27 protein-coding genes are annotated in these 26871 nt (G+C 62.1%); 13 read left to right on the forward strand and 14 right to left on the reverse strand.

Features of this window, described 5'->3' with window-relative positions:
* Positions 1-213 precede the first annotated feature (213 nt).
* Together V6M61_RS08235 and V6M61_RS08240 are read left to right on the forward strand one after the other, a co-directional pair.
* Positions 214-2199: a cation:proton antiporter domain-containing protein gene (locus V6M61_RS08235; protein WP_332776080.1), complete on the forward strand. Its 1986-nt coding sequence runs from the start codon at positions 214-216 to the stop codon at positions 2197-2199.
* Between the two features lie 45 nt (positions 2200-2244).
* Positions 2245-2826, forward strand: coding sequence for an adenine phosphoribosyltransferase (locus tag V6M61_RS08240; protein WP_332776081.1), 582 nt, complete (start codon positions 2245-2247; stop codon positions 2824-2826).
* Positions 2827-2921: 95 nt separating this feature from the next.
* On the opposite strand, the gene V6M61_RS08245 is transcribed toward V6M61_RS08240, so the two are convergent.
* From V6M61_RS08245 to rpmH, 8 genes are all read right to left on the reverse strand, one after another.
* Complete coding sequence (locus tag V6M61_RS08245; RefSeq protein ID WP_332776082.1) at positions 2922-3371, reverse strand: Crp/Fnr family transcriptional regulator; 450 nt, start codon at positions 3369-3371, stop codon at positions 2922-2924.
* Positions 3372-3386: 15 nt separating this feature from the next.
* Complete coding sequence (locus V6M61_RS08250) at positions 3387-4172, reverse strand: hypothetical protein (protein ID WP_332776083.1); 786 nt, start codon at positions 4170-4172, stop codon at positions 3387-3389.
* 207 nt (positions 4173-4379) lie between these two features.
* A complete protein-coding gene (locus V6M61_RS08255; RefSeq protein WP_332776084.1) occupies positions 4380-4871 on the reverse strand; it encodes a Crp/Fnr family transcriptional regulator in 492 nt (163 codons plus the stop codon).
* A gap of 131 nt (positions 4872-5002) precedes the next feature.
* The gene (gene mnmE / locus V6M61_RS08260) at positions 5003-6451 is read right to left on the reverse strand and encodes a tRNA uridine-5-carboxymethylaminomethyl(34) synthesis GTPase MnmE (RefSeq protein ID WP_332776085.1); all 1449 of its coding nucleotides are present in this window, start codon (positions 6449-6451) and stop codon (positions 5003-5005) included.
* Between the two features lie 156 nt (positions 6452-6607).
* Positions 6608-8347, reverse strand: a complete 1740-nt coding sequence (yidC, locus tag V6M61_RS08265) for a membrane protein insertase YidC (protein WP_332776086.1) — start codon at positions 8345-8347, stop codon at positions 6608-6610.
* Positions 8344-8655, reverse strand: a complete 312-nt coding sequence (yidD, locus tag V6M61_RS08270) for a membrane protein insertion efficiency factor YidD (protein ID WP_332776087.1) — start codon at positions 8653-8655, stop codon at positions 8344-8346. Before yidD ends, yidC begins: the two co-directional genes overlap by 4 nt.
* Positions 8652-9101 carry a ribonuclease P protein component gene (locus V6M61_RS08275; protein ID WP_332776088.1) on the reverse strand — a complete coding sequence of 150 codons (450 nt, stop codon included), beginning with the start codon at positions 9099-9101 and terminating at the stop codon, positions 8652-8654. The genes yidD and V6M61_RS08275 overlap by 4 nt, the downstream gene beginning before the upstream one ends.
* A gap of 44 nt (positions 9102-9145) precedes the next feature.
* Positions 9146-9280, reverse strand: a complete 135-nt coding sequence (rpmH, locus tag V6M61_RS08280; RefSeq protein WP_332776089.1) for a 50S ribosomal protein L34 — start codon at positions 9278-9280, stop codon at positions 9146-9148.
* Between the two features lie 378 nt (positions 9281-9658).
* Here rpmH and dnaA point away from each other — a divergent pair, with 378 nt between their 5' ends.
* The 8 genes from dnaA (at position 9659) to V6M61_RS08320 (ending at position 19544) form a co-directional block, all read left to right on the forward strand.
* Positions 9659-11053, forward strand: a complete 1395-nt coding sequence (gene dnaA, locus V6M61_RS08285) for a chromosomal replication initiator protein DnaA (RefSeq protein WP_332776090.1) — start codon at positions 9659-9661, stop codon at positions 11051-11053.
* Between the two features lie 281 nt (positions 11054-11334).
* A complete protein-coding gene (gene dnaN / locus V6M61_RS08290; RefSeq protein ID WP_332776091.1) occupies positions 11335-12441 on the forward strand; it encodes a DNA polymerase III subunit beta in 1107 nt (368 codons plus the stop codon).
* A gap of 102 nt (positions 12442-12543) precedes the next feature.
* Positions 12544-15156: a DNA topoisomerase (ATP-hydrolyzing) subunit B gene (gyrB, locus tag V6M61_RS08295; RefSeq protein ID WP_332776092.1), complete on the forward strand. Its 2613-nt coding sequence runs from the start codon at positions 12544-12546 to the stop codon at positions 15154-15156.
* 144 nt (positions 15157-15300) lie between these two features.
* A complete protein-coding gene (locus V6M61_RS08300; protein ID WP_332776093.1) occupies positions 15301-15585 on the forward strand; it encodes a helix-turn-helix domain-containing protein in 285 nt (94 codons plus the stop codon).
* Between the two features lie 3 nt (positions 15586-15588).
* Complete coding sequence (locus tag V6M61_RS08305) at positions 15589-16926, forward strand: type II toxin-antitoxin system HipA family toxin (protein ID WP_442957750.1); 1338 nt, start codon at positions 15589-15591, stop codon at positions 16924-16926.
* A gap of 198 nt (positions 16927-17124) precedes the next feature.
* A complete protein-coding gene (locus V6M61_RS08310; protein WP_332776095.1) occupies positions 17125-17958 on the forward strand; it encodes a DUF3883 domain-containing protein in 834 nt (277 codons plus the stop codon).
* Positions 17959-18345: 387 nt separating this feature from the next.
* Positions 18346-18924 carry an NnrU family protein gene (locus V6M61_RS08315; protein WP_332776096.1) on the forward strand — a complete coding sequence of 193 codons (579 nt, stop codon included), beginning with the start codon at positions 18346-18348 and terminating at the stop codon, positions 18922-18924.
* A gap of 8 nt (positions 18925-18932) precedes the next feature.
* On the forward strand, positions 18933-19544 hold the full coding sequence (locus V6M61_RS08320; protein WP_332776105.1) for a 3'-5' exonuclease: 612 nt from the start codon (positions 18933-18935) through the stop codon (positions 19542-19544).
* Between the two features lie 187 nt (positions 19545-19731).
* On the opposite strand, the gene minE is transcribed toward V6M61_RS08320, so the two are convergent.
* From minE to V6M61_RS08340, 4 genes are all read right to left on the reverse strand, one after another.
* The gene (gene minE / locus V6M61_RS08325; RefSeq protein WP_332776097.1) at positions 19732-20010 is read right to left on the reverse strand and encodes a cell division topological specificity factor MinE; all 279 of its coding nucleotides are present in this window, start codon (positions 20008-20010) and stop codon (positions 19732-19734) included.
* A gap of 4 nt (positions 20011-20014) precedes the next feature.
* Entirely contained in the window at positions 20015-20833 is an 819-nt protein-coding gene (minD, locus tag V6M61_RS08330) for a septum site-determining protein MinD (RefSeq protein ID WP_332776098.1), read from the reverse strand.
* A 295-nt stretch (positions 20834-21128) separates the two neighbouring features.
* The gene (gene minC / locus V6M61_RS08335; protein WP_332776099.1) at positions 21129-21884 is read right to left on the reverse strand and encodes a septum site-determining protein MinC; all 756 of its coding nucleotides are present in this window, start codon (positions 21882-21884) and stop codon (positions 21129-21131) included.
* A gap of 272 nt (positions 21885-22156) precedes the next feature.
* Positions 22157-23053: an endonuclease/exonuclease/phosphatase family protein gene (locus V6M61_RS08340; protein WP_442957751.1), complete on the reverse strand. Its 897-nt coding sequence runs from the start codon at positions 23051-23053 to the stop codon at positions 22157-22159.
* A gap of 294 nt (positions 23054-23347) precedes the next feature.
* Here V6M61_RS08340 and V6M61_RS08345 point away from each other — a divergent pair, with 294 nt between their 5' ends.
* Positions 23348-23767: a hypothetical protein gene (locus V6M61_RS08345; RefSeq protein ID WP_332776100.1), complete on the forward strand. Its 420-nt coding sequence runs from the start codon at positions 23348-23350 to the stop codon at positions 23765-23767.
* 179 nt (positions 23768-23946) lie between these two features.
* Here V6M61_RS08345 and V6M61_RS08350 read toward each other — a convergent pair whose 3' ends face one another.
* Complete coding sequence (locus V6M61_RS08350; protein WP_332776101.1) at positions 23947-24633, reverse strand: Yip1 family protein; 687 nt, start codon at positions 24631-24633, stop codon at positions 23947-23949.
* A gap of 269 nt (positions 24634-24902) precedes the next feature.
* Here V6M61_RS08350 and V6M61_RS08355 point away from each other — a divergent pair, with 269 nt between their 5' ends.
* Entirely contained in the window at positions 24903-25271 is a 369-nt protein-coding gene (locus V6M61_RS08355; RefSeq protein WP_332776102.1) for a glutaredoxin, read from the forward strand.
* 182 nt (positions 25272-25453) lie between these two features.
* Entirely contained in the window at positions 25454-25903 is a 450-nt protein-coding gene (locus tag V6M61_RS08360) for a hypothetical protein (protein ID WP_332776103.1), read from the forward strand.
* 129 nt (positions 25904-26032) lie between these two features.
* Here V6M61_RS08360 and V6M61_RS08365 read toward each other — a convergent pair whose 3' ends face one another.
* The gene (locus tag V6M61_RS08365) at positions 26033-26578 is read right to left on the reverse strand and encodes a Spy/CpxP family protein refolding chaperone (protein WP_332776104.1); all 546 of its coding nucleotides are present in this window, start codon (positions 26576-26578) and stop codon (positions 26033-26035) included.
* Positions 26579-26871 lie beyond the last annotated feature (293 nt).

The following is a 26871-nucleotide window of genomic DNA, read 5'->3' on the forward strand; positions in this document are numbered from 1 at the left end:
CAGCCCCCTCGGGGCTGAGGCCCGCGGCTCCAAGCCCGCCTGCGCGGGCTTGGACGGGCTGAAGAGCCGTCGCCTCTGGCGGCGACTCGTCCAGCGCAGTACACGCAGTGACAAGCGTGGGGGCGATGTTCTTACCGGAAGACGCCCGCGCCGGCACCCACACTGGCACCAAAACTGCATGGCGGCTGCATGTTCATCGGCTACCATCGCCCCATGACCGCGCTGGAACTGACGCTGCTGTACCTGCTCGCCGCTGTGCTTGGCGTGGTCGCCTGCCGCAAGCTATTGCTGCCGCCCATGCTCGGTTACCTGGCCGTGGGCGTGCTCATAGGCCCGAATGCACTGGCGCTGGCACAGAACTCCGAGGGCGTGCGCCACCTGGGCGAGTTTGGCGTGGTGTTCCTGATGTTTGTGATCGGGCTGGAGTTCAACCTGCCCAAGCTGCGCTCCATGCGCCGCCATGTGTTCGGGCTGGGCCTGTTCCAGGTGGCGCTGACGGTGGTGCTGGCCACCTTCGGCTCGCTGTTTCTGGCCACCCTGGCGCCCACGCTCTGGAAGATGGGGTGGCAGACCGCGCTGGCGCTGTCGGGCGCGCTCGCGATGAGCAGCACGGCGATCGTAGTCAAGCTCATGGCCGAGCGGCTGGAGATGGAGTCCGAGCATGGCAAGCGCATCATGGGCGTGCTGCTGTTCCAGGATTTGGCCGTGGTGCCGCTGCTGGTGCTGATTCCGGCGCTGGGCGCCGAGCCCGAGGCGCTGTTCATGGCGCTGGCGCTGGCAAGCCTCAAGGCGGCGGCGCTGATCGCGGTGCTGCTGGTCGGCGGGCAGCGCGCGATGCGCTGGTGGCTCACCCTCGTGGCCCGGCGCAAGAGCGAGGAGCTGTTTGTGCTCAACCTGCTGCTGGTCACGCTGAGCCTGGCCTGGCTGACCGAACTGGCCGGCCTGAGCCTGGCGCTGGGCGCCTTCATTGCCGGCATGCTGATTTCGGAGACCGAGTACAAGCACCAGGTGGAAACCGACATCCGGCCGTTTCACGATGTGCTGCTGGGCCTGTTTTTCATCAGCATCGGCATGATGCTGGACTGGCGGGAGGTGGCGGGCCGCTGGCCGCTGGTGCTGGTATTGATGACGCTGCCGGTGCTGTTCAAGCTGGTGCTGGTCACGGCGCTGGCCCGCGGCTTGGGCGCGACCACCGGCGTGTCGCTGCGCACCGGCCTGTACCTGGCGCAGGCCGGCGAGTTCGGCTTTGTGCTGCTGGCGCTGGCGCAGCAAAACGCGCTGGTGCCGCCGGCGCTGCTCAACCCGATTCTGGCCAGCATGGTGCTGTCGATGCTGGCCACGCCTTTCATCATCATGTACAGCAACCGCATCGTGATGAAGCTGGTGGCCAGCGAATGGCTGCAGCAATCGCTGCAAATGACCTCGATCGCGCGCAAGTCCATCAACGTGGATAAACACGTGATCATCTGCGGCTACGGCCGCTGCGGGCAGAACCTGGGCCATGTACTGGAAGGCGAGGGCATCCCCTATATCGCGCTGGACCTCGACCCTGACCGCGTGCGGCAGGCCGCCGCCGCCGGAGATTCCGTGGTGTTTGGCGACGCCGTCCGCCTGCAGTCCCTGATCGCCGCGGGTCTGGCGCGCGCCAGCGCCGTGGTGGTGACCTATCTGGACACCGCCAGCGCCGTCAAGGTGCTGGCCAACACGCGCGCCCATGCGCCCACCGTGCCGGTGATCGTGCGCACGGCCGATGACCGGGACCTGGAAAAGCTGCAGACCGCCGGTGCCACCGAAGTCGTGCCGGAAGCGATTGAAGGCAGCCTGATGCTGGCCAGCCACGCGCTGGCGCTGGTGGGCGTGCCCATGCGACGCGTGATCCGCGTGGTGCAGGACCAGCGCGATGCCCGCTACAACCTGCTGCGCGGCTACTTTCGCGGCGCCGACGACGACACCGTAGGCGAACTGGAGCAGGAGCGCCTCTCGACCGTGACGCTGCCCATGGGGCTGAGGTCGCCGGGCAAGCCACTGGGCGAGTTGGCGCTGCACGCGGCAGGCGTGCGCGTCGTCAGCCTGCGGCGCAGCAACGGCAAAACGCTGAAGGCCGATGAAGACACGCTGCTCGAGGGCGGCGACACGCTGGTGCTGTCGGGCAAACCAGAAGCGCTGGCCGTGGCCACCGAGATGCTGCTCGAAAACTGATCCGCAGGGCAAAATGGGGCTTGCTCCATTCTTTTTGGACGTGTCATGCCAAACCCCGACCCGCGCCATCAACTCAGCCACCAGACCATCAACCGGTATCTGAAAAGCCACATCCGCACTGTGCCCGACTGGCCGACGCCGGGTGTGCAGTTTCGCGACATCACGCCGCTGCTGCAGGACCCCAAGGTCTTCCGCGTCTTGATTGATGCCTTTGTGCACCGCTACATGGATGCTGACCTGCGCCCCGATGTGGTGGCCGGACTTGACGCACGCGGCTTCATCCTGGGCGCCGTGATCGCCTACGAGCTCAATATCGGTTTTGTGCCGATTCGCAAAAAAGGCAAGCTGCCCTACGCCACGGTGCAGGAAACCTACGAGCTGGAGTACGGCAGCGCCACGGTGGAGCTGCACACCGACGCCGTCAAGCCGGGCGCCCGGGTACTGCTGATTGACGACCTGATTGCCACCGGCGGCACCATGATGGCCGGCAAGAAGCTGCTCGAAAAACTGGGCGCCACCGTGATGGAAGGCGCGGCGATCGTGGACTTGCCCGAGCTGGGCGGCTCCGACAAGTTGAGGGCGGCAGGCCTGCCGCTGTTCACGCTGGTCGACTTTGCCGGCCATTGACCTTGGTTTTGCTATTGATTTAATAGCTACTGACGCTTATTCTTCATGGGCTGACGGCCAATTTAGCACTGCAAGCCTGTGCCGGACTGCCGGACTCAGGCGAAATGCCCCACCAGCACGGCCTCGCGCATGCGCACGGCCAGCACGGCTGCCACGCCGCGGCACAGGTCCAGCGCCAGGCGCGGATGCTGGCGGGACATCGCTTCAAACTTGTCCCAGCTCAAGCCCCAGGCCACGCCCGGTCCGGTGGCCACCACGGTGGCGCTGCGCTCATGCCCCGAGAAAAAAGTGCCTTCGCCAACCACCATGCCGGGCGCCAGCGTGGTGATCAGGTGGTTGCGCAGTGTCACCTCCAGCCCGCCCTCGGCCAGGATGTAGAGTTCGCGAGACAGGTCGCCCTCGGTCATCAGCACATCGCCGGTGTTGAGAAAGCGCTGGCTCAGGTAGGGGCCGACCTTTTTCCAGTCGTCCAGCGTGAGCTTGCACGCGAGCGCATCGTGTGCGTCCAGGGCCTCAATGGCCGCCATCAGCTGCGAAACGTTCAACTGCGGTTTCCCGGTTCAGTTGAGGTCGCCGTACTGCGTGGTACTGAGGGCCGGGGAGGTACTGGCATCCTCCTCCGCCATTTCCGTGTCCTCAAAGCCGGTCAGCAGGGTGTACGAGCGCGGGCCGCGGTGCGGGGCGCTGGTCTCAGGCAAGGAGGCCAGCCCCTGTGCAGATGCCGCCGCCAGCGCCTGCTTGAACGCGGCCACTTCGTCGGCCTGGATCGGTTCGTAGCGTGGAGCCCCGGGCCTGGCTTGCGGTGGCGCGGCATCGGTAAAAGCCGGCGCGGCCGGTGCCAGGGCCGCCGGCTGGCTCGCCCGAATGGGCCGGCCCACCGACACCAGCTCGTTCATGCGCCAGTACACCGCCGTCACGCGGATATCAAAACGTGCTTTGGCGGTCTGGGCGATCATGGCCTCGATTTCGGCCAGCCGCTCGGTCTGGCCGCCAAACTCCTGGGCCAAGTCCATCATGACCAGAAACTGGTTGCCGCGCTGATCCAGCGAAAGCACCTTGAATTTATAGCTGGCCGACAGCACGCCGGCACGGGTCATGGACTCGCGCACGGCGACGTAAAGCAGCTCGCGGCGGGCATGGCGTTTGGTTTTGCGCCCCTCGCTGGCGCTCGCATCATCGTCGGCAGGCCGCTCGGGCCGCGCCGCTGCGGTGCGCTCGCGCCCGGCGATGGGGCGGGTGCGCTCGTCGTCGCGCGTCAGGCCCGAGCTGTCGTTGTCGCCCAATGATTTGGCGGTGGCCTGGCTGGGTTTTCTGGTTTTGCCAGAAAACCAATTAAAAAATGACATACACGGCGCTCTCGTTATGGATGTTAGGGGTCGCCCTTCTTTCGCTGATCGGGAAAGGCGCGTCGCTCGGGCTAGGCAGGCTTGGTTTTCAAGCAGTTTACCCAGCGATCCGGGTTTTGCAAGCTGCCGCCGCCCCCCAAATCATCACCGGCGATGGCCGGCCGCCATCTTTGGGGAAAAAGTCACACAAAGGGGCAACGCCGGTCCTCAGGTCACGGCCACGCGCTTGGGCCGGTTGTACAGACGCTTGGCCATCACGGCACCCATGGCCATGGTCAACTCCAGCGCGATCGGGCTGTGCCGGTTGGCCAGTTCGAGGAAGCGCATGGGAGTCAGGCACCACAACTTGCAGGCACTGGCGGCCTGCACGGTGGCGCTGCGCGGCTGGTGCGAGAAAAACGCGCCCTCTCCCAGCACCGTGCCGGCCCCAACCATGGCCATGCGCACGCGCGCCTTTTCGTCCTCGTAATGCACGCTGAGGGTGCCGCTTTCAATGAAGTAAAGGGTGCGGTCCAGCGCGCCCTGCTCGATCAGCACCTGCCCATTGGTCAGCGCAAACGGCTGCATGTGGCTGGCCAGAATGTCCCAATGGGGCTGGTTGAACTGGCAACGCAAGGCATCGCTGGCATGGCCATGCGCAATCGCCTGCGCAAGGCCCCTGATGTCAAAACGGACGGAGGCGGGGAGTGGTGCGTTCATGATGGGATGGACGATACCCTTTGCACGGTGGGCCCGGCAAGAGAGCTTAACGCGCGCTTACACCTGATACGTGAATTCCGGATTTGTAAATTCAGGTCCCTGTGACGCGCCGCCAGGCGCGGTTCGGCCGGCTATTTGCCGATGCAGAACTTCGAGAAAATCTCGCCCAGCAGGTCGTCGGGCGTGAATTCGCCGGTGATCTCGCTCAAATGCAGCTGGGCCTGCCGCAGGTCTTCGGCCAGCAAGTCCAGCGCCGGGGCTGGCGCGTGCAGCTGGGCCTGCGCCCGCACCAGCTGCTCGTCCACCTTGCGCAGCGCCAGCACATGGCGCTCACGCGCCATGAAGACGCCTTCCGGCGCCGACTGCCAGCCCACCAGCTGCAGCAGTTGCTGGCGCAGCGGCTGCAGGCCGGCCCCCGTTTTGGCCGAGATCTGCACGCCGGACGGCCGCTGCGCCAGCAGCGCCGGGGCCACCATGTCGGACTTGTTCCAGACATCGATCACGGGAATGTTTGCAGGTAGTTTTTCGGCGATGGCCCTTGCTATTTGGGCGTCGGCAGCTATGTAATTAATAGCATTTTCCGGATCATCGGGCGTGTGCTGGCGCGTCAGGTCGTGCAGAAACAGCACGGCGTCGGCGCTGTGGATTTCAGCCCAGGCGCGCGCTATGCCGATTTTCTCGACCTCGTCCACGCCGGGCAGATGGCTCTCGCGCAGGCCGGCGGTGTCCACCACATGCAGCGGCACGCCTTCCACCTGGATCAGCTGCGAAACCTTGTCGCGCGTGGTGCCGGCAATCGGGGTGACGATGGCCAGCTCGGCACCGGCCAGCGCATTGAGCAGCGAGCTTTTGCCGGCATTGGGCTGGCCGGCGATCACCACCTTGATGCCTTCGCGCAAGATGGCGCCCTGCTGCGCGCGCTGCATCACCGTCGCCAGCGTGCGCGTCAGGGCGGCGAGCTGGCCCTGGGCATCGGCTTTTTGCAGAAAATCGATGTCTTCTTCTGGAAAATCCAGCGTCGCCTCGACCAGCATGCGCAGATGCACCAGTTGGTCACGCAGGGCATGGACTTCGCCCGAGAACTCGCCCGACAGCGAGCGCGCGGCCGAGCGTGCGGCGGTTTCGGTGCTGGCGTCAATCAGGTCGGCAATCGCCTCGGCCTGCGCCAGGTCCATCTTGTCGTTTAAAAACGCGCGCTCGGTGAACTCGCCGGGTTGCGCCACCCGCAGCTGCGCCAACCTGGGCTGGCCCGTCGCCGGGTTGAGCTCGGCGCCGGCCTGCAGGCAGCGCGCCAGCAGCAGCTGCAGCACCACCGGCCCGCCATGGGCCTGCAGCTCCAGCACGTCTTCGCCGGTGTAGGAGTGGGGCGCCGGAAAATGAATCGCCAGGCCCTGGTCAATCGCCTGGCCCTGAGCGTCGCGAAACGGCAGGTAGGTGGCTTCACGTGGTTTAAGCGCGCGATTGCAGACCGCGGCAATCACCGGCGCGATGTCCTTGCCCGAGACCCGCACAATGCCCACCCCCCCGCGCCCCGGAGCAGTGGCGATGGCGGCAATGGGATCGTTGTGACGCGGCAGCATGCTAGCAAGCTCCGTGGAGGCATCCTTCGACAGGCTCAGGACGAGCGGAGATTTGAAACGTGCGAAGGGCAATTTTCCGACGGGCCGCCCCTAGGAAAATTAGCCCCCTCGGGGGGCAGTGCAGTACACGCAGTGACAAACGTGGGGGCCTTTCCTTTACTTGAACTTCGGCAGGTTGAACTGCGGCGGCACACCCATTCGCGTGTTGATCACCCACTGCTGGGCAATCGACAGGATGTTGTTGGTGATCCAGTACAGCACTAGGCCGGCCGGGAAGAAGAAGAACATCACGCTGAAAATCAGCGGCATGAACCACATCAGCTTGGCCTGCATCGGATCCGGCGGCGCGGGGTTCAGGGCGGTCTGCAGCAGGGTCGTCAGCGTCATGAGCAGCGGCAGGATGAAGAAGGGGTCGGGTGAAGACAAGTCCTTGATCCACAGAACCCAGGGGGCATTGCGCATCTCCACGCTGGACAGCAGCACCCAGTACAGTGCAATGAACACCGGGATCTGGATCATGATGGGGAAGCAGCCACCCATGGGGTTGACCTTCTCCTCGCGGTAGATTTTCATCATCTGCTGCTGCATCTCCTGGGGCTTGTCCTTCAGGCGCTCGCGCATTTCCATGATCTTGGGGTTGATGGCCTTCATCTTGGCCATGCTGGCGTAAGCCTTGGCGTTGAGCCAGTAGAACGCGACCTTGAGCAGCACCACCAGTGCCACGATGGACCAGCCCCAGTTGTGGATATAGCCTTGCAACTTGTCGAGCAGCCAGTACAGCGGCTTGGCCAGAATGGTTAACACGCCGTAATCCTTGACCAGTTCCAGGCCAGGCGTAATAGCTTCCAGCACTTTTTCTTCCTGTGGGCCGATGAAAAGCCTGGTCTCGATGGACTTGCTGGCCCCCGGTGCAATCGGCTCCAGCGGCGTGATCATGCCGACGGCATACAGGTTGATGTCGACCTTGCGCAGGAACAGGTCGCGCTTGAGGCCGTCGCCCAGCAGCCAGGCCGAGGCAAAGTAGTGCTGCACCATGGCGACATAGCCGTTGGTGGCCTGTTTTTCCACATCCACCTTGTTGTCCTCAATCTCCTTGAACTCGACCTTCTGGTACTTCTTGGCGTCGGTATAGATGGCCGGGCCGGTGAAGGTGGAATAGAACGAGGACTCTCCGGGCGGCTTGTTGCCGTCACGCACCAGTTGCAGGTACAGCTGCGGCGACACCGGGCTGCTGCTGGTGTTGACCACCTCATGGCGCACCGCAATGTCGTAGGCGCCGCGCTTCAAGGTGTAGGTTTTGACCAGCTTGACGCCGCCGATGTCGGCCGATTCAAACTTGACCTCGAGCTGGTTCTGGCCGTCTTTGAGGCTGCGCTCACCGGGCACGGCCGCCATCACGGTTTTGTGGGTGGGGAAGCTGCCGCCGGCGCTGCCGGCAATCAGGCCGGTTTGTGCCATGTAGACCCGGTTGGCGCTTTCGTCGAACAGCACAAAACCGCTGTTCTTGTCGCTCATGTCCTTGTACTTGGTGAACGCCGAGTGAATCAGCGTGCCGCCTTCGGTGTCAAAGGTCAGGGTGAAAACGTCGGTGGTGACCACCAGACGCTCCTTGGTCGCCGACGGGGCGGTGCCCGGCGCGCCCGCAGGGACCGCGCCCGAAGTAGCCGCGGCCGCGCTGGGGACGGAAGCAGGCGCGGACACGGCGCTGCCGCCCGGCACAGAAGAAGCCGTTGCGGCAGGGCGGGCCGCTGGTGCCGCGGCTTTGGGGCTTTCGCTTTGCGTGGCGCCGGGGAAAAAGGTGGGCTTGTGCCCATTGAAAACCTGCCACTTGTCCCACAGCAGGACCATGGAAAAACCAAAAATCACCCACAAGATGGTGCGGCGGATGTCGTTCATGACGGCTTCTTTGTAGAGGGAATTGAGGTCACGGGTGTGACCAAAGGGGTGAAAAAGGCGGTGTGCTCCGGCACGGGATCATGGCCGCCCGCGCACCAGGGGTGGCAGCGCGCCAGGCGGCGCAGTGTCAGGTAGCTGCCGGCGGCGGCCCCATGCTGCTGCAGTGCCTGCAATGAATAAGCGGAGCAGGTGGGCTCAAACCGGCACGCCGAGCCCAGCCAGGGGCTGAGCAGCAGGCGATACGCTTTGACCAGTGTGATCAGCAGGCGCTGTGGGCAGCGGCGAATGACGGACAGGGCGTGCTTCATGGGGCCCTTGCTCCGGCCTGCATCAGTGCCAGCACCTCGGTGCGCACGGCGCGCTTGAGGTTCTCGGAGCTGGCGCTGACAAACTCCTTGCGGGAAAAATCACGGCGCAAGCGAACCACAAAGGCGGCTTTGGGGTATTGGTGCAAAAAACCAGCGCTCACGGTGTAGATCTGTCTTTTGATGGCGTTGCGCGTGACGGCGCGTTTGGCCCAACGTTTGGGCACCAGCGCACCCATCCACATATCGTGAACCGGGAAAAGAGCCGGTGCCTGGCGCGCTGTGGAGGGCGCTGCCGTGGCCGCAGGGTCTGCGGGCGCGGCCTGGCCGGCGTCGGGGGCCGGCACCACATCGAGGCCATTGCGGTGCAAGGCGAAATGCGGCGTTTTGGCGACGATGGCGCCCGCCAGTACGGCCTGGAACTGCGCCCGGGTTTGAAGTCGCTGCAAAGCAAGCGCCCTATAACTTGGTGGGGCCTGCAGAGGAAACGCGCTTAAACAGCCAGACGCTTGCGGCCTTTGGCGCGACGTGCAGCAATCACTGCGCGGCCGCCACGCGTTTTCATGCGTGCCAGGAAGCCGTGCGTACGTGCGCGCTTGACTTTGGAAGGTTGGTAAGTGCGTTTCATGATGGGTCCTACAAACTAGATGGCTCCCCGTCGTGATTGTGATCTTGGTGGCCATACAGCACAGCCAGCACTTCAAGTCAGCAGGGTTTGCAAGTTGCCCCAAACCCTGAAAAACAGGGCCTTGTCGCCACGCGCAAATCCCCTACGAATCAGGGAAACCCACGATTATCGCAGATTTCTCAAGCCTGGCAACAAGTTAGGCCCTGCTGTTGGGGTAAAGATTGAGATGGGTGCGCTAGCAGAAAAACGGGCTGCGCCTAGGTTAAACCCGGTCAATTTATTTTGTGGATAACTTTGATGAAAGACTACAATGAACGGTGCCAAAAATTAAGAATATCCACAAGCGCAGCTGCGACAGCCGTCTAGCCAAAACAAGCCATGAGTGAGGCTTCCGTTCATAACCTGAGCCATGACTTGTGGCAAGCCTGCGTTGACCACCTGGCGCAGGAACTCCCCGAGCAGCAGTTCAACACCTGGATCCGCCCACTGGCGGCCGAGGTGGCGGCGGACCTGTCCAAGGTCACCATTCAGGTCGGCAACCGCTTCAAGCTCGACTGGATTCGCGCGCAGTATGCCGCACGCATTGCCGCCCTGCTCGAAAAAGTTTCCGGCCACAGCATACAACTTGAGTTAGCGCTCGCTCCGCGCGAATCTTCTGCAAAATCTGGATCTTTGACCAGAAGCTTTGAAGCATTGGGTGTTTCAGAACCGGTCGGCCTGGGGGTTCCTGAAGAGGCCGCCGGTGCGCCTTTCAAAAACCGGCTCAACACCGCCCTGACCTTTGACACCCTGATTGAAGGCACGGCCAACCGCATGGGCAGGGCCGCGGCCCTGCATGTTTCCAGCAGCCTGGGCCAGCTGTACAACCCGCTTTTTATCTATGGCGGCGTCGGTCTGGGCAAAACCCACCTGGTGCACGCGATTGGCAACAAGCTGCTGGCCGACAACCCGGCCGCTAAAGTTCTCTACATCCATGCCGAACAATTTGTTTCAGATGTGGTTAAGGCTTACCAGCGCAAGACTTTTGACGAGTTCAAGGAGCGCTACCACTCGCTCGATTTGCTGCTGATTGACGATGTGCAGTTTTTTGCCAACAAGGACCGGACCCAGGAAGAGTTCTTCAACGCCTTTGAGGCCCTGCTGACCAAAAAGTCGCACATCGTGATGACCAGCGACACCTACCCCAAGGGCCTGACCGACATTCATGAGCGCCTGGTGTCGCGCTTTGACTCGGGCCTGACGGTGGCCATCGAGCCGCCCGAACTGGAAATGCGGGTGGCCATCCTGATCCGCAAGGCCGAGGCCGAAGGCACGGAAATGCCGGAAGAAGTCGCCTTCTTTGTCGCCAAGAACGTGCGTTCCAACGTGCGTGAGCTGGAAGGCGCGCTGCGCAAAATCCTGGCTTACTCGCGCTTCAACCAGAAGGAGATCACCATCCAGCTGGCCCGGGAGGCCCTGCGCGACCTGCTCAGCATCCAGAACCGGCAGATTTCGGTCGAAAACATCCAGAAAACGGTGGCCGACTATTACAAGATCAAGGTCGCCGACATGTACTCCAAGAAGCGGCCGGCCAGCATTGCCCGGCCGCGCCAGATTGCCATGTACCTGGCCAAGGAGCTGACCCAGAAGAGCCTGCCCGAGATTGGCGAGCTGTTTGGCGGCCGTGACCACACCACCGTGCTGCACGCCGTGCGCAAGATGTCGGCCGAGCGCCAGCAGATGACGGAGCTCAACCAGCAGCTGCATGTGCTGGAACAAACCCTGAAAGGCTGATGCATGCGTGCTTTTTCGTCCGGTTTGACGGCCCAGAGGGTCAGCCCCATAACCATGGGGACAACTTTTGAACAAGCCATGACTTATCCACAGCAGCGGGCTGCAGGCCCAAGTTGTTCATATTGGGCAGGGCATCAAACCAGAGGTCTGGGCACAAGGTTAAACAAACGCCAAGTAGTTGATCAAAAAGGGGAAAATAGGCATATCCACAGATTGGTGCTGCCCTTATCTACTACTACTAATTTGAATTAAAGAATTAAAGAGAAATAAAGAGGAAAGACATGATCGTTCTGAAAGCCACCCAAGATAAAGTGTTGTCGGTATTGCAATCGGTTGCGGGCATCGTGGAGCGCCGGCATACCCTGCCGATTCTGGCCAACGTGCTGATCCGAAAAACCGGTGCCCAGGTGCAGCTGACCACCAGCGATCTTGAAATCCAGATACGGACCACGGCCGAGCTCGAGGGCGATTCAGGCAACTTCACCACCACGGTGGGTGCGCGCAAACTGATCGACATCCTGCGCTCCATGCCCAGCGACCAGATGGTTTCGCTGGAGTCGAGCCAGAACAAGCTGATCCTCAAGGGGGGCAAGAGCCGCTTCACGCTGCAGACGCTGCCCGCCGAAGACTTTCCGCTGGTGCAGGAGGCCGCCAACTTCGGCCCCAGCTTCTCGGTGCCGCAAAAAGTGCTCAAGGAACTGCTCAACCAGGTCTCGTTTGCCATGGCGGTGCACGACATCCGCTACTACCTCAACGGCATTTTGTTTGTCGCGGAAGGCCAGCAGCTGAGCCTGGTAGCCACCGACGGCCACCGTCTGGCGTTTTCGTCCGCCACGCTCGATGTCGAAGTGCCCCGCCAGGAAGTGATCCTGCCGCGCAAGACCGTGCTTGAAATGCAGCGCCTGCTCAGCGACAAAGAGGGTGCGATTGAAATGCAGTTTGCCGGCAACCAGGCCAAGTTCAGCTTTGAAGGCATGGAGTTTGTGACCAAGCTGGTCGAAGGCAAATTCCCCGACTACAACCGCGTGATTCCCAAGAACCACAAGAACATCATCACCCTGGGCCGTGCGCCGCTGCTGGCCAGCCTGCAGCGCACTGCGATTTTGACCAGCGAGAAGTTCAAGGGCGTGCGTCTGAACATCGAACCCGGCACGCTGCGTGTGGCCTCCAACAACGCCGAGCAGGAAGAGGCCGTCGACGAGCTTGACATCGACTACAGCGGTGACGAAATCGAAATCGGCTTCAATGTGACCTACCTGATCGACGCGCTGGCCAATATGGACCAGGACATGGTGAAGATCGAGCTGGCCGATTCAAACAGCTCGGCACTGCTGACCATTCCCGACGATGCGGCCTTCAAATACGTGGTGATGCCAATGCGCATTTGACGCAGACAAGCGCAGAAAAATACAAACAAGCCCGCGCTGCATCCACAGGGAAGCGCGGGTTTGGTCATTCAAGAGATTGAGAAAAGTTGAAGAGAGTTGAGCATGACCGAAGAAAATAAACCGAAAGAAGCTGCCGATCAGCAGGTTCATGAAGGTGTCGCAGGCGAGGAAAGCTCCAATTTCCAGCCCAAGATCGACACCAACCAGGCCGGTGCCAGCGAAGGCTATGGCGAGGGTTCCATCCAGATTCTGGAAGGCCTGGAAGCCGTGCGCAAACGCCCGGGCATGTACATTGGCGACACCTCGGACGGTACCGGTCTGCACCACCTGGTGTTCGAGGTGGTGGACAACTCGATCGACGAAGCCCTGGCCGGCCACTGCGACGACATCGTGGTCACCATCCACACCGACAACTCCATCAGCGTGGTCGACAATGGCCGCGGCATCCCGACCGGCATCAAGATGGACGACAAGCACGAGCCCAAGCGCTCGGCCGCCGAGATCGCCCTGACCGAGCTGCACGCGGGCGGCAAGTTCAACCAGAACAGCTACAAGGTGTCGGGCGGCCTGCACGGTGTGGGTGTGAGCTGCGTGAACGCGCTGTCCAAAATGCTGCGCCTGACGATTCGCCGCGACGGCAAAGTGCACATGATGGAGTTTTCCAAGGGCTTTGTGCAAAACCGCATCCTTGAAACCGTGGGCGGCGTGGAAGTGTCTCCCATGAAGGTGATGGGCGACACTGAAAAGCGCGGCACCGAAGTCCACTTCCTGCCCGACACGGAAATCTTCAGGGAAAACAGCGATTTCCACTACGAAATCCTCAGCAAGCGCTTGCGCGAGCTGAGTTTTCTGAACAATGGCGTGCGCATCCGCCTGATCGACGAACGCACGGGCAAGGAAGACGACTTTGCCGGTGCCGGCGGCGTCAAGGGCTTTGTCGAGTTCATCAACAAAGGCAAAAGCGTGCTGCACCCCAATGTGTTCAATGCCATGGGGGACCGCCAGAGCGACCAGGGCACCAACATCGGCGTGGAAGTGGCGATGCAGTGGAACAGCGGCTACAACGAAAGCGTGCTGTGCTTCACCAACAACATTCCCCAGCGTGACGGAGGCACCCACCTGACCGGTCTGCGCGCCGCCATGACGCGCGTGATCAACAAGTACATCGAAGAAACCGAACTGGCCAAGAAGGCCAAGGTCGAGGTGACCGGCGACGACATGCGCGAAGGCTTGTGCTGCGTGCTGAGCGTCAAAGTGCCCGAGCCCAAGTTCAGCAGCCAGACCAAGGACAAGCTGGTGTCCAGCGAAGTGCGTGGCCCGGTGGAAGACATTGTGAGCAAGCTGCTGGGCGACTACCTGCAGGAGCGGCCCAACGACGCCAAGATCATTTGCGGCAAGATTGTTGAAGCCGCCCGCGCCCGCGAAGCCGCCCGCAAGGCGCGCGAGATGACGCGCCGCAAGGGCGTGCTGGACGGCATGGGCCTGCCCGGCAAGCTGGCCGACTGCCAGGAAAAAGACCCCGCCATGTGCGAAATCTACATCGTCGAGGGCGACTCCGCCGGCGGCTCTGCCAAGCAGGGCCGCGACCGCAAGTTCCAGGCCATCTTGCCCCTGCGCGGCAAGATCCTGAACGTGGAAAAAGCCCGCTACGAAAAGCTGCTGACCAGCAATGAAATCCTGACGCTGATCACGGCCCTGGGCACCGGCATTGGCAAGGCCGGCGGCGCCGGCAACGACGACTTCAACGCTGCCAAGCTGCGCTATCACCGCATCATCATCATGACCGATGCCGACGTGGACGGCGCGCACATCCGCACCTTGCTGCTGACCTTCTTTTACCGCCAGATGCCCGAGCTGGTTGAGCGCGGCCACATCTACATTGCGCAGCCACCGCTGTACAAGGTCAAGGCCGGCAAGGAAGAGCTGTACCTCAAGGACGCGGCCGCTCTCGATGGCTTCCTGCTGCGCATTGCGCTCAAGGACGCCAGTGTGTTTACCGGCGGGCCGAACGGCACCACCCTTAGCGGCGAAACGCTGGACGGGCTGGCCCGCAAGCACCAGCTGGCCGAGGCCGTGATTGCGCGGCTGGGCGGCTTCATGGACGCCGAAGGCCTGCGCGCGATTGCCGACGGCGTGGTGCTGAACCTGGACAGCACGGCCGAAGCCGAAGCCTGCGCGGTGGCGCTGCAGGCCAAACTGGCGGACCTCAACAGCACCGGCAGCCCGGCCGAAGTGGCCGGCGAGTTTGACGTGCGCACCGACAAGCCGATTCTGCGCATCAGCCGCCACCACCATGGCAACGTCAAGAGCAGCATCATCACGCAGGACTTTGTGCACGGCGCCGACTACGCGGCGCTGGCCGAGGCCGCCAACACCTTCCGCGGCCTGCTCAGCGAGGGCGCGCGCGTGATGCGCGGCGAGGGCGACAAGCAGAAAGAAGAAAAAGTCAGCGACTTCCGCCAGGCCATGCGCTGGCTGATTGCCCAGGCCGAAAACGCCACCGCACGCCAGCGCTACAAAGGCCTGGGCGAGATGAACCCGGCCCAGCTGTGGGAAACCACCATGGACCCGGCGGTGCGCCGCCTGCTCAGGGTGCAGATTGACGACGCCATTGAAGCCGACCGCGTGTTCACCATGCTGATGGGCGACGAAGTGGAGCCGCGCCGGGAGTTTATTGAGACGAATGCGCTGCGGGCTGGGAATATTGATGTTTGAGTTGCGGCTACAGGTGTCTTCGGGCGATTGATGGGTTGCCGAAGCAAGGCCCAGCGGAATGAAGTTTCACTAAAACAGCCTATCTTGCGTAAACAATAAAAACAGCCTACTATTTGTTAAATGAATTAACAGCTAGTAGGTTGTATGAACGACTATCCGGTTCGAAGCGAGCAACAAGTTCCCATGTTGCTCAAGAGCTTTCGCAAGGCCAGGGGCATGACGCAGGCTGACCTTGCACGAGCGATGGGTGTCACCCAGCAAACCGCCTCTGATCTGGAGCGCAACGCTTCGTCGGCCAGCGTGAGCCGCCTGCTGCGCCTGCTTTCAGCCATCGGAGTCGAGTTGGTTCTGCGTGACAAACAGGCGGACACCAAAGTACTCACACCCGATCAATCCGAAACCGGCAAGTCCGGGCCGCTGGACTGGTGACTCATGGGGAGGCGCTCTCACACCCAGCACCTGGATTTGTGGATGAACGGCCGGCATGTGGGCGTTTGGTCACGCCATGCCGTGCGTGACACGCTGAGCTACTCGGCGGCGTGGGCTGATGCACCCGATGGGCGTCCTTTATCGTTGTCTTTGCCGTTTCAGCCCGGTAATCTGCCGCATCAGGGCGCGGCCGTACGGCATTATTTTTCTAATCTGTTGCCTGACAGTCAGCCCATTCTGGAGCGGCTGGCCCAGCGCTTCAAGACCGGCACGACTGACGCCTTCGACTTGCTGGCCGAAATCGGTCGCGACTGTGTGGGTGCCCTGCAGATCGTTCCCGCGGGCGATGATCCAGGTGATCCTTTTGTTATCGAAGGCGAGCCGCTCGACAATGCCGGAGTCGCCAGGGAACTGGCTGCCGCCGTCGCGCCAGGGAGCGGCTTGGGCAGCCTTGGCGGGGGTGGGGATTTCCGCATCTCGATTGCGGGCGCACAGGAGAAAACCGCGTTGCTGCGCGTGGGCGACCAATGGATGCGACCCCGCGGTGCGACCCCGACCACACATATCCTGAAGCTCCCGATGGGGTTGGTTGGCAACCAGAAGATTGACCTGAACGGGTCTGTAGAGAACGAGTGGCTGTGCGCGCAGATCCTGGCGGCTTACGGATTGCCCGTGGCGCGCTGTGAGAAGGGGGACTTCAATGGCACCAAAGCCCTGATCGTCGAGCGCTTTGACCGACGCTGGACGCCAGAGCGTAAGGCCTTGCTCCGTTTGCCGCAGGAAGACATGTGCCAGGCGACAGGCACCTCGCCACTGGTCAAATACGAGGTGGATGGTGGCCCAGGCATGGACCGGATTCTGGGCCTGCTCGATTCGTCTGAGCAACGGGGCAAGGATCGCATGAACTTTTTCCGGGCCCAACTGTTGTTTTGGCTGCTCTGTGCGCCCGATGGCCATGCGAAGAATTTCAGTCTCCACTTGCAGGCGCGCGGTGCGTTTGCGATGACGCCACTGTATGACGTGTTGTCGGCTTACCCTTGGCTGGGCAACGGCGCAAATCAGATCAAACCGTTCCAGGTCAAGCTGGCCATGGCGGTGCGAGGCAAGAACCCGCACTGGAAGATGCGCGATGTGCAGCGTCGCCATTGGAATGAAACGGCACGGCGCAATGGCCTTGGCGACTCGGTTGAAACCATCATTGCGGAGATTCTGGAGAAGACACCGGCGGTCATTGCGCGGGTTGGACGTGAGCTGCCTGCGCAATTTCCGGCGCGTGTAGCGGATGCCATTTTTTCTGGGTTGCAGGATGCTGCAGAACGACTCGCCCGGATGCCTGAATGAAATCCAAGCCCAGAAGTGGCTCAGGAGCAGAGCCAAAAGCCGGATGCTTTAGTTAGCGGTGGGTGTGCTTGTGAGCTGTACGTCGAGCTTTGCTAACGGCCATAAGGTGGAATGTTTGATTTTTTGCGTTCCAGTCTGCTTCAACGACGCGACACCCTAAGATAACTGAATCACCTTTACAAATTGTCTGGAATTGTCATGGAATGGTCGCGCGAAGAGGTGGAGGCAATTGTTGCCGACTATCTGCAAATGCTGACGTTAGAACTGGCCGGCCAGAGTTACAGCAAAAGTGAGCACCGCCGAAGGTTGCAAGACAAGCTACAAGATAGATCCGATGCGTCGATAGAGTTTAAACACGGCAACATCAGCGCGGTCATGATCGATCTTGGTTTTCCAAATATCCGTGGCTATAAGCCGCGTTCAAATTACCAAGGGCTGCTGGCAATCGTGGCGGCGGAACAAGTACGTGGTAAATCTACTCTCGATAGTGCTGCACTTGCGGCTGTGCAGCAACCCGCATTGGTACCAACGCTCACGGACTTCACAAAGGTGGAATCAGAAGCCCCCATCAAACAACATCGAGTGTCCGAGCCAGTCGACCCGTTGTTCTTCAAGGCGGTCAAAAGAGACTATCTTGAACGCGAAGCGCAAAACCAGTCGCTGGGGCTGGCGGGGGAGGAGTTTATTGTTAATTTCGAGCATTGGCGTCTTACCAAATTGGGTCATCCGAAGCTTGCTGACAAGGTTGATCATGTTTCTCAATCCAAGGGCGATGGCTTGGGCTATGACGTGCTTTCGTTTGAGCCAGACGGGAAAGAACGCTTCATCGAAGTTAAAACCACGACGTTTGGCCGAGATACACCATTTTTTATTTCACGCGGTGAACTGGCCTTGTCTCATGGCGCAAAAGACCAATTTCATCTTTACAGGCTTTTTGAGTTCAGGAAAGCGCCTCGGCTTTTTGACCTTAAGGGCGCGCTTGATCAGCATTGCGTTTTAGATCCGGTGACCTACCGCGCTAGCTTTGGCTAAACACACAGCCACAACAAATGCTTGCGATGCGCCAATATGACGCCGGGCAGGCGTTATTGACACTGAATACCGTGCAGAAGAAGGCGGGTGTGACGCTGCGGCTGGGGGCGCTGGCGGGTTGATGGAGGCGCTGTGGGCGATTTGCTGGTCAGATTTTAAGAAAAACTAGCCTGAACCCCAGGTGGTACGGGTGTAAGCAGCTATTAATTTAATAGCGCCGCTTCGTCCTCGTACACCAGCAAGCCCGGTCGCCCTTCGATGTGGCTGGGCGCCAGCCGCGCAGGGCATTGCCCACCCAGGAAGAGAACGATGGGAGCAATGGCGGTTGATGCGTGTGCGCATGGCATGGCCGCATAATTGCTGCAACCATATTCCGGAGGGGTTCACATGGCGGTATTGATCCTGGGCCTGGTCCTGTTCCTGGGCGTGCACTCCACGCGCATCGTGGCCGATGGCTGGCGCACGCAGATGATTGCCCGGCTGGGCGAGAAGCCGTGGAAGGGTGTTTACGCGCTGCTGTCCATTGCCGGCTTTGTGCTGCTGGTGTGGGGCTATGGCCTGGCGCGCCAGAACCCGGCGGTGCTGTGGACGCCGCCCGTGGGCATGCGGCATGTGGCTGCGCTGCTGATGCTGCTCGCCTTCATTCTGCTGGTGGCGACCTATGTGCCGCGCAACGCCATCAAGGCCAAACTGCATCACCCCATGCTGCTGTCGGTGAAGGTGTGGGCCTTGGCGCACCTGCTGGCCAACGGCACGCTGGCGGGCGTGGTGCTGTTTGGCGCCTTTCTGGTGTGGGCGGTGTGTTGCTTCAAGGCGGCGCGGGGGCGGGACCGTGCGGCGCAGGCCGTGTACCCGCCGGGCACTGCGGCGGGCACGGCCATCACGGTGGGGGTGGGCATGGTGGCCTGGGCGGGGTTTGCGTTCTGGGCCCATGGCGTGCTGATCGGCGTGCGGCCGCTGGGCTGATGGCGGCTGTGCAACCCATCGCCGTCATTGACTTTGAAACCACGGGCCTGTCGCCCGCCATGGGCGACCGCGCCACCGAGGTGGCCATCGTACTGGTGGAGGGCGACAAGGTGGTGGACCGCTTTCAGAGTTTGATGAACGCGGGCGTGCGCATCCCGGCCTTCATTACCGGGCTCACGGGCATCACCAACGCCATGGTGGCCAGCGCGCCCGATGCCGCCACGGTCATGGCCGACGCCAGTCGCTTTGTCGGCAACGCGCCCCTGGTGGCGCACAACGCTTCGTTTGACCGCAAGTTCTGGGAGGCCGAGCTAAGCCGTGCAGGGGAGAGGGCGACCCAGCCGTTTGCCTGCACCATGCTGGTGGCCAGACGACTCTACCCCCATGCGCCCAGCCATAAACTGGGCGTGCTGGTCGATTACCACCGCTTGCCTAAAGCGGGCCGCGCCCACCGCGCACTGGCCGATGCGGAAATGGCGGCGTCGCTGCTGGGCCAGATTCAGCACGACTTGCGCAGCCGCCACGGTGTGGCCCGACCCGACCATGCCCTGCTGATGGCCCTGCAGCGCTGCGCCAAACCGGCGGTGCCTGCGCTGATGGCGCAATACGCTGACGCGTGAGCCGCGGCGCTTGGCTCACCCCGCAAACCAAAACTCAAGCGGGGCGCGGACTTACGTTTATTTGGCGGTCAAAGTACGGTTTAGTAAGCCAAATCAGGTGGTAGGCCGCATAAAATATGCGCAAACAGCTATGAAATATGTAGCGACTTGGCCCATCCGCTGATTGCAAACTGTTGGCCGACCGCCGTCACGCCACGCCCGCGGGCTTCAAGGCCTTGTCGGGCAGCTCTATCTTCACTTCCAGCACATCCAGGTTGTCCTGCCGCTCCAGGTTGACTTTGATGTCGTCGGGATTGATGGGGATGTATTTGGCGATGACCGCGATCAGGTCGCGCTGCAGCGCGGGCAGGTAGTCGGGTTTGGGGCTGCGGCCTGTGCGCTCGTGGGCCAGGATGATTTGCAGCCGCTCCTTGGCGACGCTGGCGGTCTTTTTCTTTTCGCCGATCAGGAAAGACAAAAACGACATGGCCTCACTTCCCCCCAAACCAGCGCTTGAGCAGGCCGGGCTTTTGCGCATCGATAAACCGCATGGGCTTGTCTTTGTCGCCGAGGAAGCGGTCGATCACGTCTTTGTAGGCCTCCGACACGTCGCTGCCGTGCAGGTGCACGGCCGGCACGCCCTGGTTGGAGGCCTGCAGCACGGACTCTGATTCGGGGATGACGCCGATGAGCTTGATGCGCAGGATGTCCTTGATGTCTTCGAGCGAGAGCATTTGCCCCTGGTCGACGCGGCTGGGGTTGTAGCGGGTGATGAGCAGGTGTTCCCGGATCGGCTCGCCGCCGTCGATCGCGCGCTTGGTCTTGCTTGAGAGCATGCCGAGGATGCGGTCGGAGTCGCGCACCGAAGAGACTTCGGGGTTGGTTACCACCAGGGCTTCGTCGGCGAAGTGCATGGCCAGCAGGGCGCCGGTTTCGATGCCGGCCGGCGAGTCGCACACGATGTACTCAAAGTCCATGGCAGCGAGGTCCTTCAGGACTTTTTCCACGCCGTCTTTGGTCAATGCGTCTTTGTCGCGGGTTTGCGAGGCGGCCAGCACAAAGAGGTTGTGGCACTGCTTGTCTTTGATGAGGGCCTGGTTGAGGGTGGCCTCGCCGTGGATGACGTTGATGAGGTCGTACACCACGCGGCGTTCGCAGCCCATGATGAGGTCGAGGTTGCGCAGGCCGACGTCGAAGTCGATCACGGCGGTTTTGTGGCCGCGCAAAGCGAGGCCGGTTGCAAAGCTGGCACTGGTGGTGGTTTTACCCACGCCGCCTTTGCCGGAGGTGACCACAATGATTTTTGTCATCGGTAAAAGTCCTTTTGAAAACGAAAGAGGGGTGTCAGGGTCGGGCTGGCGCCGCTTCAGGCAAGAGCGGCCCTTCTGGGGATGTCCTTCGATACCTCAGGACGAACGGGGATCTGTGAAAAGCATGGGGCACAACAATTTTCCGCAGGGCCGCCCCAAGGAAAATTAGCCCCCTCGGGGCTGAGGCCCGCGGCTCCAAGCCCGCCTGCGCGGGCTTGGACGGGCTGAAGAGCCGTCGCCTCTGGCGGCGACTCGTCCAGCGCAGTACACGAAGTGACAAGCGTGGGGGCCTTCATCACATCGCGCTCATCACCAGTGTGTCGCCATCAGCGCCGGGCACCAGCCGCACCTGCGCAGGCTTGCCCGCCACGCTGGGCGGCAGGGGGCGCTCGCTGGTGCGGTAAACCCCGGCGATGGACAGGAGCTCGGCCTCCAGCGCCAGCGAGAAGATGCGCGCGTCGGTATTGCCGCGCGCGCCGGCCATGGCCTTGCCGCGCAGCGGTGCATAGACATGGATGTGGCCGTCGGCAATGACCTCTGCGCCGGCGTTGACCATGGCCAGCACCACCAGGTCGCGCCCGCGCGCATACACCTGCTGGCCCGAGCGCAGGGGCTTGTCGATGACCAGGGCGCCCAGCGGCGCCGTGGGCGGGGCTTCACTGGGGGTCGCCGGTGCCGCCGCTGGTTTGGCGGGCACCAGATGCGCGTCGGGCACGGGCAGCAGGCCGGCCGCCAGCGCTGCGGCCTGTTGCCCGGGGCTGCCGCCTTTGATGGCGAGGGGAACCAACTGGTACTCGCCCAGCAGGGTGATGAGCGCTGAAAAGTCGATAGGGCCCACGCTGGCGCCTGCACGCACCACAGCGTCGAGCGGGGACAGGTCGATCAGCAGCGGGTCTTGGTCAAAGAAATCAGGGACGTCGCCAAAGCGCAGCGCCAGCTCGCGTGACAGCGCGGCGAGGTCGGTGGATTTGAGCAGCAGCGCCACCAGGGGCAGGTTGGCGCTTTTGATCTCAAAGGTGGCAGGGGTGGTGGCCGGGATGGCAACGGTCATGGGTGGCAGAAGATGGCGTGGCCGAAAGTAAGAAAGGCCGAGGGTAGCTTGGAAAAAGGTGAATCAGGCCGCACGGATTGTCGCACTTGTGAGCGGATGAAACGTGGCCGCTGGAAAGCGCTTTGGCGCACCGTCTGCGATCACGCTGCTGCGGCTGGTGCCGGCAGGCTGAGTCATCCATTGACTTTCAAGTTAAATTGGCCTTCAGCCCACGCAATGCGTGCGCAAACAGCTATTAAATAGATAGCAAGCCGTTGCTCGCCATGGGCTGGTCAAAGCTCGATTTCGGCGGCCAGCGGTGCGTGGTCGGACAGGTGCGACCAGGGCTTTCTGGGCAGCACCACCGGGACATGGCCGATGGCGTTGCGCACGTAGATGCGGTCGAGCTGCAGCAGGGGAAAGCGGGCCGGAAAGGTGCGGGCGGCCGAGCCGTGGGCCTGCACAAACACCTCGTGCAGGTCGGCGTTGTGCTCCAGCAGGCCGTGGGCGCGCAGCCGCCAGTCGTTGAAGTCGCCGGCCGCCACCACAGGCGAGTGGGGCGGGATGTCTTTGCGCACCAAGTCGCACAGCATTTGCAGCTGCTGCATGCGGTGCGACTCGAGCAGGCCCAGGTGCACGCAGATGGCGTGCACGTTGACGCCGTGGCCCGGCATCTGCAGCTCGCAGTGCAGCAGGCCGCGCCGCTCGGGGCCGCTGATGGAGACGTCGCGGTTTTCAAAACGCACGATGGGGAACTTGGACAGCACGGCGTTGCCATGGTGGCCGTTGGTGTAGACGGCGTTGCGGCCATAGGCGAACTGCGGCCAGATGGTGTCGGCCAGAAACTCGTAGTGCGGGGTGTCGGGGTAGTTGTCGAAGCGGTCGGCGTGCTTGGTGTGCGTGCCGGTGACTTCCTGCAGGAACACCACGTCGGCGCCCACGCTGCGCACCGCTTCGCGCAGCTCGGGCAGGATGAACTTGCGGTTGAGGAAGGTAAAGCCCTTGTGGATGTTGACGGTCAGCACCTTGAATGAAAAAGACGTGCTGGAGCTGGCCGCTGCCAGCGCGGTTTTTGTGTCACTCTCCAGCTCATCCATGTCAAGCACGGCAGGAGGGTCGGCCACAGGCGCGGCAACCGGTGCCTCGGCATGGGCAAGGTCACGAACCGGTGTGGACAGAGGTGGGCGCATGGGGCAAGACAGTCAGTGTAAGCAGCGTTGCGGGGAAAAGCAAAGTCAAGGGCAGAACAACGCAGGCGCCCATTGTGACCCGGCCTGTCCTGGCGCGGCTGCAGGGCGATGTCCTACAGGCCACGGCGGGGTTCTCCGATAAAACGCATTCTCGCGCGGCGCTACATTGAATTTAGCCAGCTCGGTCATGCCTTCAAGTGCTGATCCGGTGCTGGTGGTTCTCAACAGTGCTTGACCGCACTTTCTTTATCGGGCCGTGAACCAGGCCCTGTCAAACTCATGAAGGAGTCCATCATGATTAGCTTTTCAATGCGTTCCATTCCTGCCGCTGTTGCCTTGTCTCTGGCGGCCTTGTGCACCGCGCCGCTGGTTTATGCCCAGAGCTTGGGCGCTGGCCTGGATGCAGGTGCCAGTGCCGGAGTTAGCGCCGGCGGTAGCGGTAGTGCCGGCGCTAATGTCGGTGCCAGCGGTAGTGTTGGCGGTAGTGCTTCCTCAGGCAGCGCCTCGGGGGGTGTCGGCGTTGAGGCCGACACGGGTGTGACCATGGGCGCTTCATCCAGCGCGGTGGAAGACACGGTACGCGGGACGGCCGAGACGGCCAAGAAAGCGGCCAGGGCCTTCAAACAGCGTGCCCAGCGTGCTGTTGACGGTGCCGGCAGCAACGCGAGCGGCATGCTCCAGGCTGACGTGCAGGGCACAGTGATGGCCAGGTAAGCCCGGAAAAAATAAAGGCAAGAAGGGCGGATATTGCCGCCTGAAAAGCAAAAGCCTGGCGCCGCAAGGGGCCAGGCTTTTGCGTGGGTGCGATCGGGGATTCAGGCGTTCAGATCAGGACTTGGCGGCGCGCTTGGTGGTTTCAAGTTTGCCCAGGTCCATGCCGTTGACCGCGCTTTTCAGGCTGCCGATGTCGGTCTTCTCGCCTTGGCGGTGTCCATGGTCATCTCGCCGCCGGGTGTCTTGATGGACACCGCCTCATGGCTGCCCATGCCGCTGCCCAGGTGCATGCTGCTGGTGCCGGGGGTCAGCAACGCAGTGACTGTCCCCAGAATGACGCCCGCGACGATGCCGCACACAATGATGACGGCGGTGTAGGCCAGCGATTTTTCCGGCGGGTTTTTCATCAGCACGGGCAGGCCGGTGTAGATCAGATAGATGGAGTACAGCGCAGCCAGCAGGCCCAGAATCGACAGCGAGGGCAGCAGGCTGAAGATGCCGCCCAGAAAACCGGCGGTGCTGCCGTAGGCCACCAGCTTGAGGGCGCTGATCTGGCTTTTGCTGCCGCCAAAGGTGGGGGCCAGCGCATCCACCACCAGCGCCAGCACAAACACCATGACCAGCGAGAGCGCGTAGCTCACCACCATGTTGACCAGGCCCGGGACAAAGGGCACGCGGACGTGGACGCCAAACGCGCCGACACCGATCAGTGACAGGCCAATGAAGGCGGCCACGGCCGGAACGGCGGCCAGGATGATGAGGTAATTTTTGTAGAGGGCGGCCGTGTCGGTGGCCTCCTGCTCGATCACCGGCCAGGTGTCTTTGGGTTTGAGCAGGATGTCTTGTACGCGTTGGACCAGATTCATGAGGAGCCCTTCAGTGATTTGTTTTGTTGCTTTGCAGATAGGGTCACGCCAGCAAGACCGCTGGCGGACGCTTCAGGGGTTTTCTCTTTTCTTGTGCCCTTGATCGGGGCGAGCACATATTAAGGCCGGCCCGCGACGGCCGACGCATTGGCGGGCCTGCCGGAGTTTTGGAGTTGTTACATAATGTATCTTGATGCGTTATGCTGGTTTTCAGCCCCTGCGTCCTTCTGCGTCCTTGTGTCACCCTTTTTGCACCAAGGAGTCCCCTCATGCCCCGCCCCATTCTTGATGAAGCCCGCATCCACCCGGCGATCCGCCTAAAAATAGCCACCCATCAGCAGGCCATCGTGCAGGAGGTGCAGGCCGCCGTGGCGGCGCATGCGGTGGTCGTGGTGGGCATGGGCACCAACCCGTTTGTCAAAAAGGCGCGCCAGGCGCTTGATGACGCGGGTGTGGCCTTTCACTACCTGGAGTATGGCAACTACCTGAGCCGGTGGCGCGAGCGCAATGCTCTGAAGCTGTGGACCGGCTGGCCGACCCTGCCCATGGTGTTTGTGCGCGGCACACTGGTGGGAGGCGCGACGGACCTGAAGAAACTGATCGCCAGCGGGGAGCTGAAGGCTTTGCTCGAGGCATGAAAAGCCTGCGGTTACTTTCAGGTTAACCCATCAATACATGGCGTAACAAAGTATTGCATCGGTAACAGAAAAAAGAGAGAGTGCCAACCCCCTCGCTCGTAAAATTGAATCCAGCTCTGTGCAAGGAGCGCAGAGTTTCCTTTAACCAGCCTCTCTCGTGAGGCTTTATCAAAGGAGGTTTTATGCGTACCTTTAGCACTCGTTTTATTCCCACCGCCGCCGTACTGGCAGCCACCATGCTGTTTGGCGCATCTGCTTTTGCGCAGGGTGCCAGCAGCATCATCCCGTCCGGTGGTTCCAAGCAAAACCCGCAGGCGGACAACCCGGTGCTTGAGAAAACAACGCCGGAAGAAAGGCAGGCCGCGCGCGCCAAGCGCAAGGCCGAGCGCGCAGCGGGTGGTGGCGCCAGCAATGCCATTCCCGCCGCCGGCTCCAAGCAAGATCCGCGAGCGGACAACCCGGTACTGGTGAAAACAACGCCGGAAGAAAGGCAGGCCGCGCGCGCCAAGCGCAAGGCCGAGCGCGCAGCGGGCGGCCCTACGGCCAGCAACCCGGCCAACCCGAAGACCAATCCGACCGGCAGCGCAGAGACCAGTGTGCAAACTTCTGCAACGCCACAGTCCAGGAACTGATCGTTGGCAGTTGCCGTGGACGCAGGCCCCTGGCCTGACGGACGCACTGTCTCCCCAAGGTGAAGGCCCGCCCAAAAATATGAGCGGGCTTTTTTTCTGGGTGTCTTGAGGCTTGATCTGCAGGCCGGGTCAGCCCGGCTGGTGGTGCCGGCCGTGTTGGCCGCCATGACCGCGGCGGCGGGTGGATTCGGCATCAAACACTTTTTGCTGCTCGGGGCTTAGCGTGGCATAAAAGCTTTTGGTGGCCTCGCCGCGCTTGTCCATGGCGGCGTTCATTTCGGCCATGCGCTGGGTGCGCAGCGTACGCATCCTGTCAATGCGCTGCGGCGTGCTCAGCTTGTCAAATTCGGCGCGGGCGGCGGCATCCGGGCGGGCGCCGGTCCGCAGCGGCTCCTGCATGGCGGCCGCATAACTGGCCCACGCGCCTTCCTGCGTCGGGGTGAGCTGGAGTTTGGCTTTCAGTTCGGCTTGGCGCTTGGCCATCCAGGCCTGCATCTTGGCGGGATCGTGGCGGCGCATGCGCTCGCCGTGCGGCCTGGCCGGTTGGGCGGTGGCGGCAGGCGTTGCCGGGGCGGGCTGGGTTGCGGCCGTGCCTTGGGCGATGGCGGCCGCGCCGGCCGTGGCCAGCAGGCTGGTGAGGATAAAACTTTGAAGTGGTTTGCGGGCAAAGGCCATGGCAGCTTCCTTTCAGGAGAAGAAGTAAAAGAAGGAGAAGAGGTCTGCGGCCGAAGTTCGGGAATGGGCTACAGGGTGCAAGCAAGTTTGAACAGCGCTTGTATCTGTGCCATGACGCCGGTGTGATGGTTTGTAAAGTTGCTAAATGGCCCCCACGCTTGTCGCTTCGCGTACTGCGCTGGACGAGTCGCCGCCAGAGGCGACGGCTCTTCAGCCCGTCCAAGCCCGCGCAGGCGGGCTTGGAGCCGCGGGCCTCAGCCCCGAGGGGGCTGTGCTTGCTTGGGGCGGCCCTG

The sequence above is a fragment of the Polaromonas sp. genome, assembly GCF_036676035.1.
Lineage (GTDB): Bacteria > Pseudomonadota > Gammaproteobacteria > Burkholderiales > Burkholderiaceae_C > Polaromonas.

Bases quoted from the DNA above. Each gene is read 5' to 3' on its own strand.
- V6M61_RS08235 (WP_332776080.1), top strand. From the start codon at position 214: ATGACCGCGCTGGAACTGACGCTGCTGTACCTGCTCGCCGCTGTGCTT.
- V6M61_RS08240 (WP_332776081.1), top strand. From the start codon at position 2,245: ATGCCAAACCCCGACCCGCGCCATCAACTCAGCCACCAGACCATCAAC.
- V6M61_RS08310 (WP_332776095.1), top strand. From the start codon at position 17,125: ATGGAATGGTCGCGCGAAGAGGTGGAGGCAATTGTTGCCGACTATCTG.
- gyrB (WP_332776092.1), top strand. From the start codon at position 12,544: ATGACCGAAGAAAATAAACCGAAAGAAGCTGCCGATCAGCAGGTTCAT.
- V6M61_RS08360 (WP_332776103.1), top strand. From the start codon at position 25,454: ATGCGTACCTTTAGCACTCGTTTTATTCCCACCGCCGCCGTACTGGCA.
- rpmH (WP_332776089.1), bottom strand. From the start codon at position 9,280: ATGAAACGCACTTACCAACCTTCCAAAGTCAAGCGCGCACGTACGCAC.
- minE (WP_332776097.1), bottom strand. From the start codon at position 20,010: ATGTCGTTTTTGTCTTTCCTGATCGGCGAAAAGAAAAAGACCGCCAGC.
- yidD (WP_332776087.1), bottom strand. From the start codon at position 8,655: ATGAAGCACGCCCTGTCCGTCATTCGCCGCTGCCCACAGCGCCTGCTG.
- minD (WP_332776098.1), bottom strand. From the start codon at position 20,833: ATGACAAAAATCATTGTGGTCACCTCCGGCAAAGGCGGCGTGGGTAAA.
- V6M61_RS08345 (WP_332776100.1), top strand. From the start codon at position 23,348: ATGATTAGCTTTTCAATGCGTTCCATTCCTGCCGCTGTTGCCTTGTCT.
- dnaA (WP_332776090.1), top strand. From the start codon at position 9,659: ATGAGTGAGGCTTCCGTTCATAACCTGAGCCATGACTTGTGGCAAGCC.
- V6M61_RS08315 (WP_332776096.1), top strand. From the start codon at position 18,346: ATGGCGGTATTGATCCTGGGCCTGGTCCTGTTCCTGGGCGTGCACTCC.
- V6M61_RS08355 (WP_332776102.1), top strand. From the start codon at position 24,903: ATGCCCCGCCCCATTCTTGATGAAGCCCGCATCCACCCGGCGATCCGC.
- V6M61_RS08365 (WP_332776104.1), bottom strand. From the start codon at position 26,578: ATGGCCTTTGCCCGCAAACCACTTCAAAGTTTTATCCTCACCAGCCTG.
- V6M61_RS08300 (WP_332776093.1), top strand. From the start codon at position 15,301: ATGAACGACTATCCGGTTCGAAGCGAGCAACAAGTTCCCATGTTGCTC.
- V6M61_RS08250 (WP_332776083.1), bottom strand. From the start codon at position 4,172: ATGTCATTTTTTAATTGGTTTTCTGGCAAAACCAGAAAACCCAGCCAG.
- V6M61_RS08350 (WP_332776101.1), bottom strand. From the start codon at position 24,633: ATGAATCTGGTCCAACGCGTACAAGACATCCTGCTCAAACCCAAAGAC.
- dnaN (WP_332776091.1), top strand. From the start codon at position 11,335: ATGATCGTTCTGAAAGCCACCCAAGATAAAGTGTTGTCGGTATTGCAA.
- mnmE (WP_332776085.1), bottom strand. From the start codon at position 6,451: ATGCTGCCGCGTCACAACGATCCCATTGCCGCCATCGCCACTGCTCCG.
- yidC (WP_332776086.1), bottom strand. From the start codon at position 8,347: ATGAACGACATCCGCCGCACCATCTTGTGGGTGATTTTTGGTTTTTCC.
- V6M61_RS08305 (WP_442957750.1), top strand. From the start codon at position 15,589: ATGGGGAGGCGCTCTCACACCCAGCACCTGGATTTGTGGATGAACGGC.
- minC (WP_332776099.1), bottom strand. From the start codon at position 21,884: ATGACCGTTGCCATCCCGGCCACCACCCCTGCCACCTTTGAGATCAAA.
- V6M61_RS08340 (WP_442957751.1), bottom strand. From the start codon at position 23,053: ATGCGCCCACCTCTGTCCACACCGGTTCGTGACCTTGCCCATGCCGAG.
- V6M61_RS08255 (WP_332776084.1), bottom strand. From the start codon at position 4,871: ATGAACGCACCACTCCCCGCCTCCGTCCGTTTTGACATCAGGGGCCTT.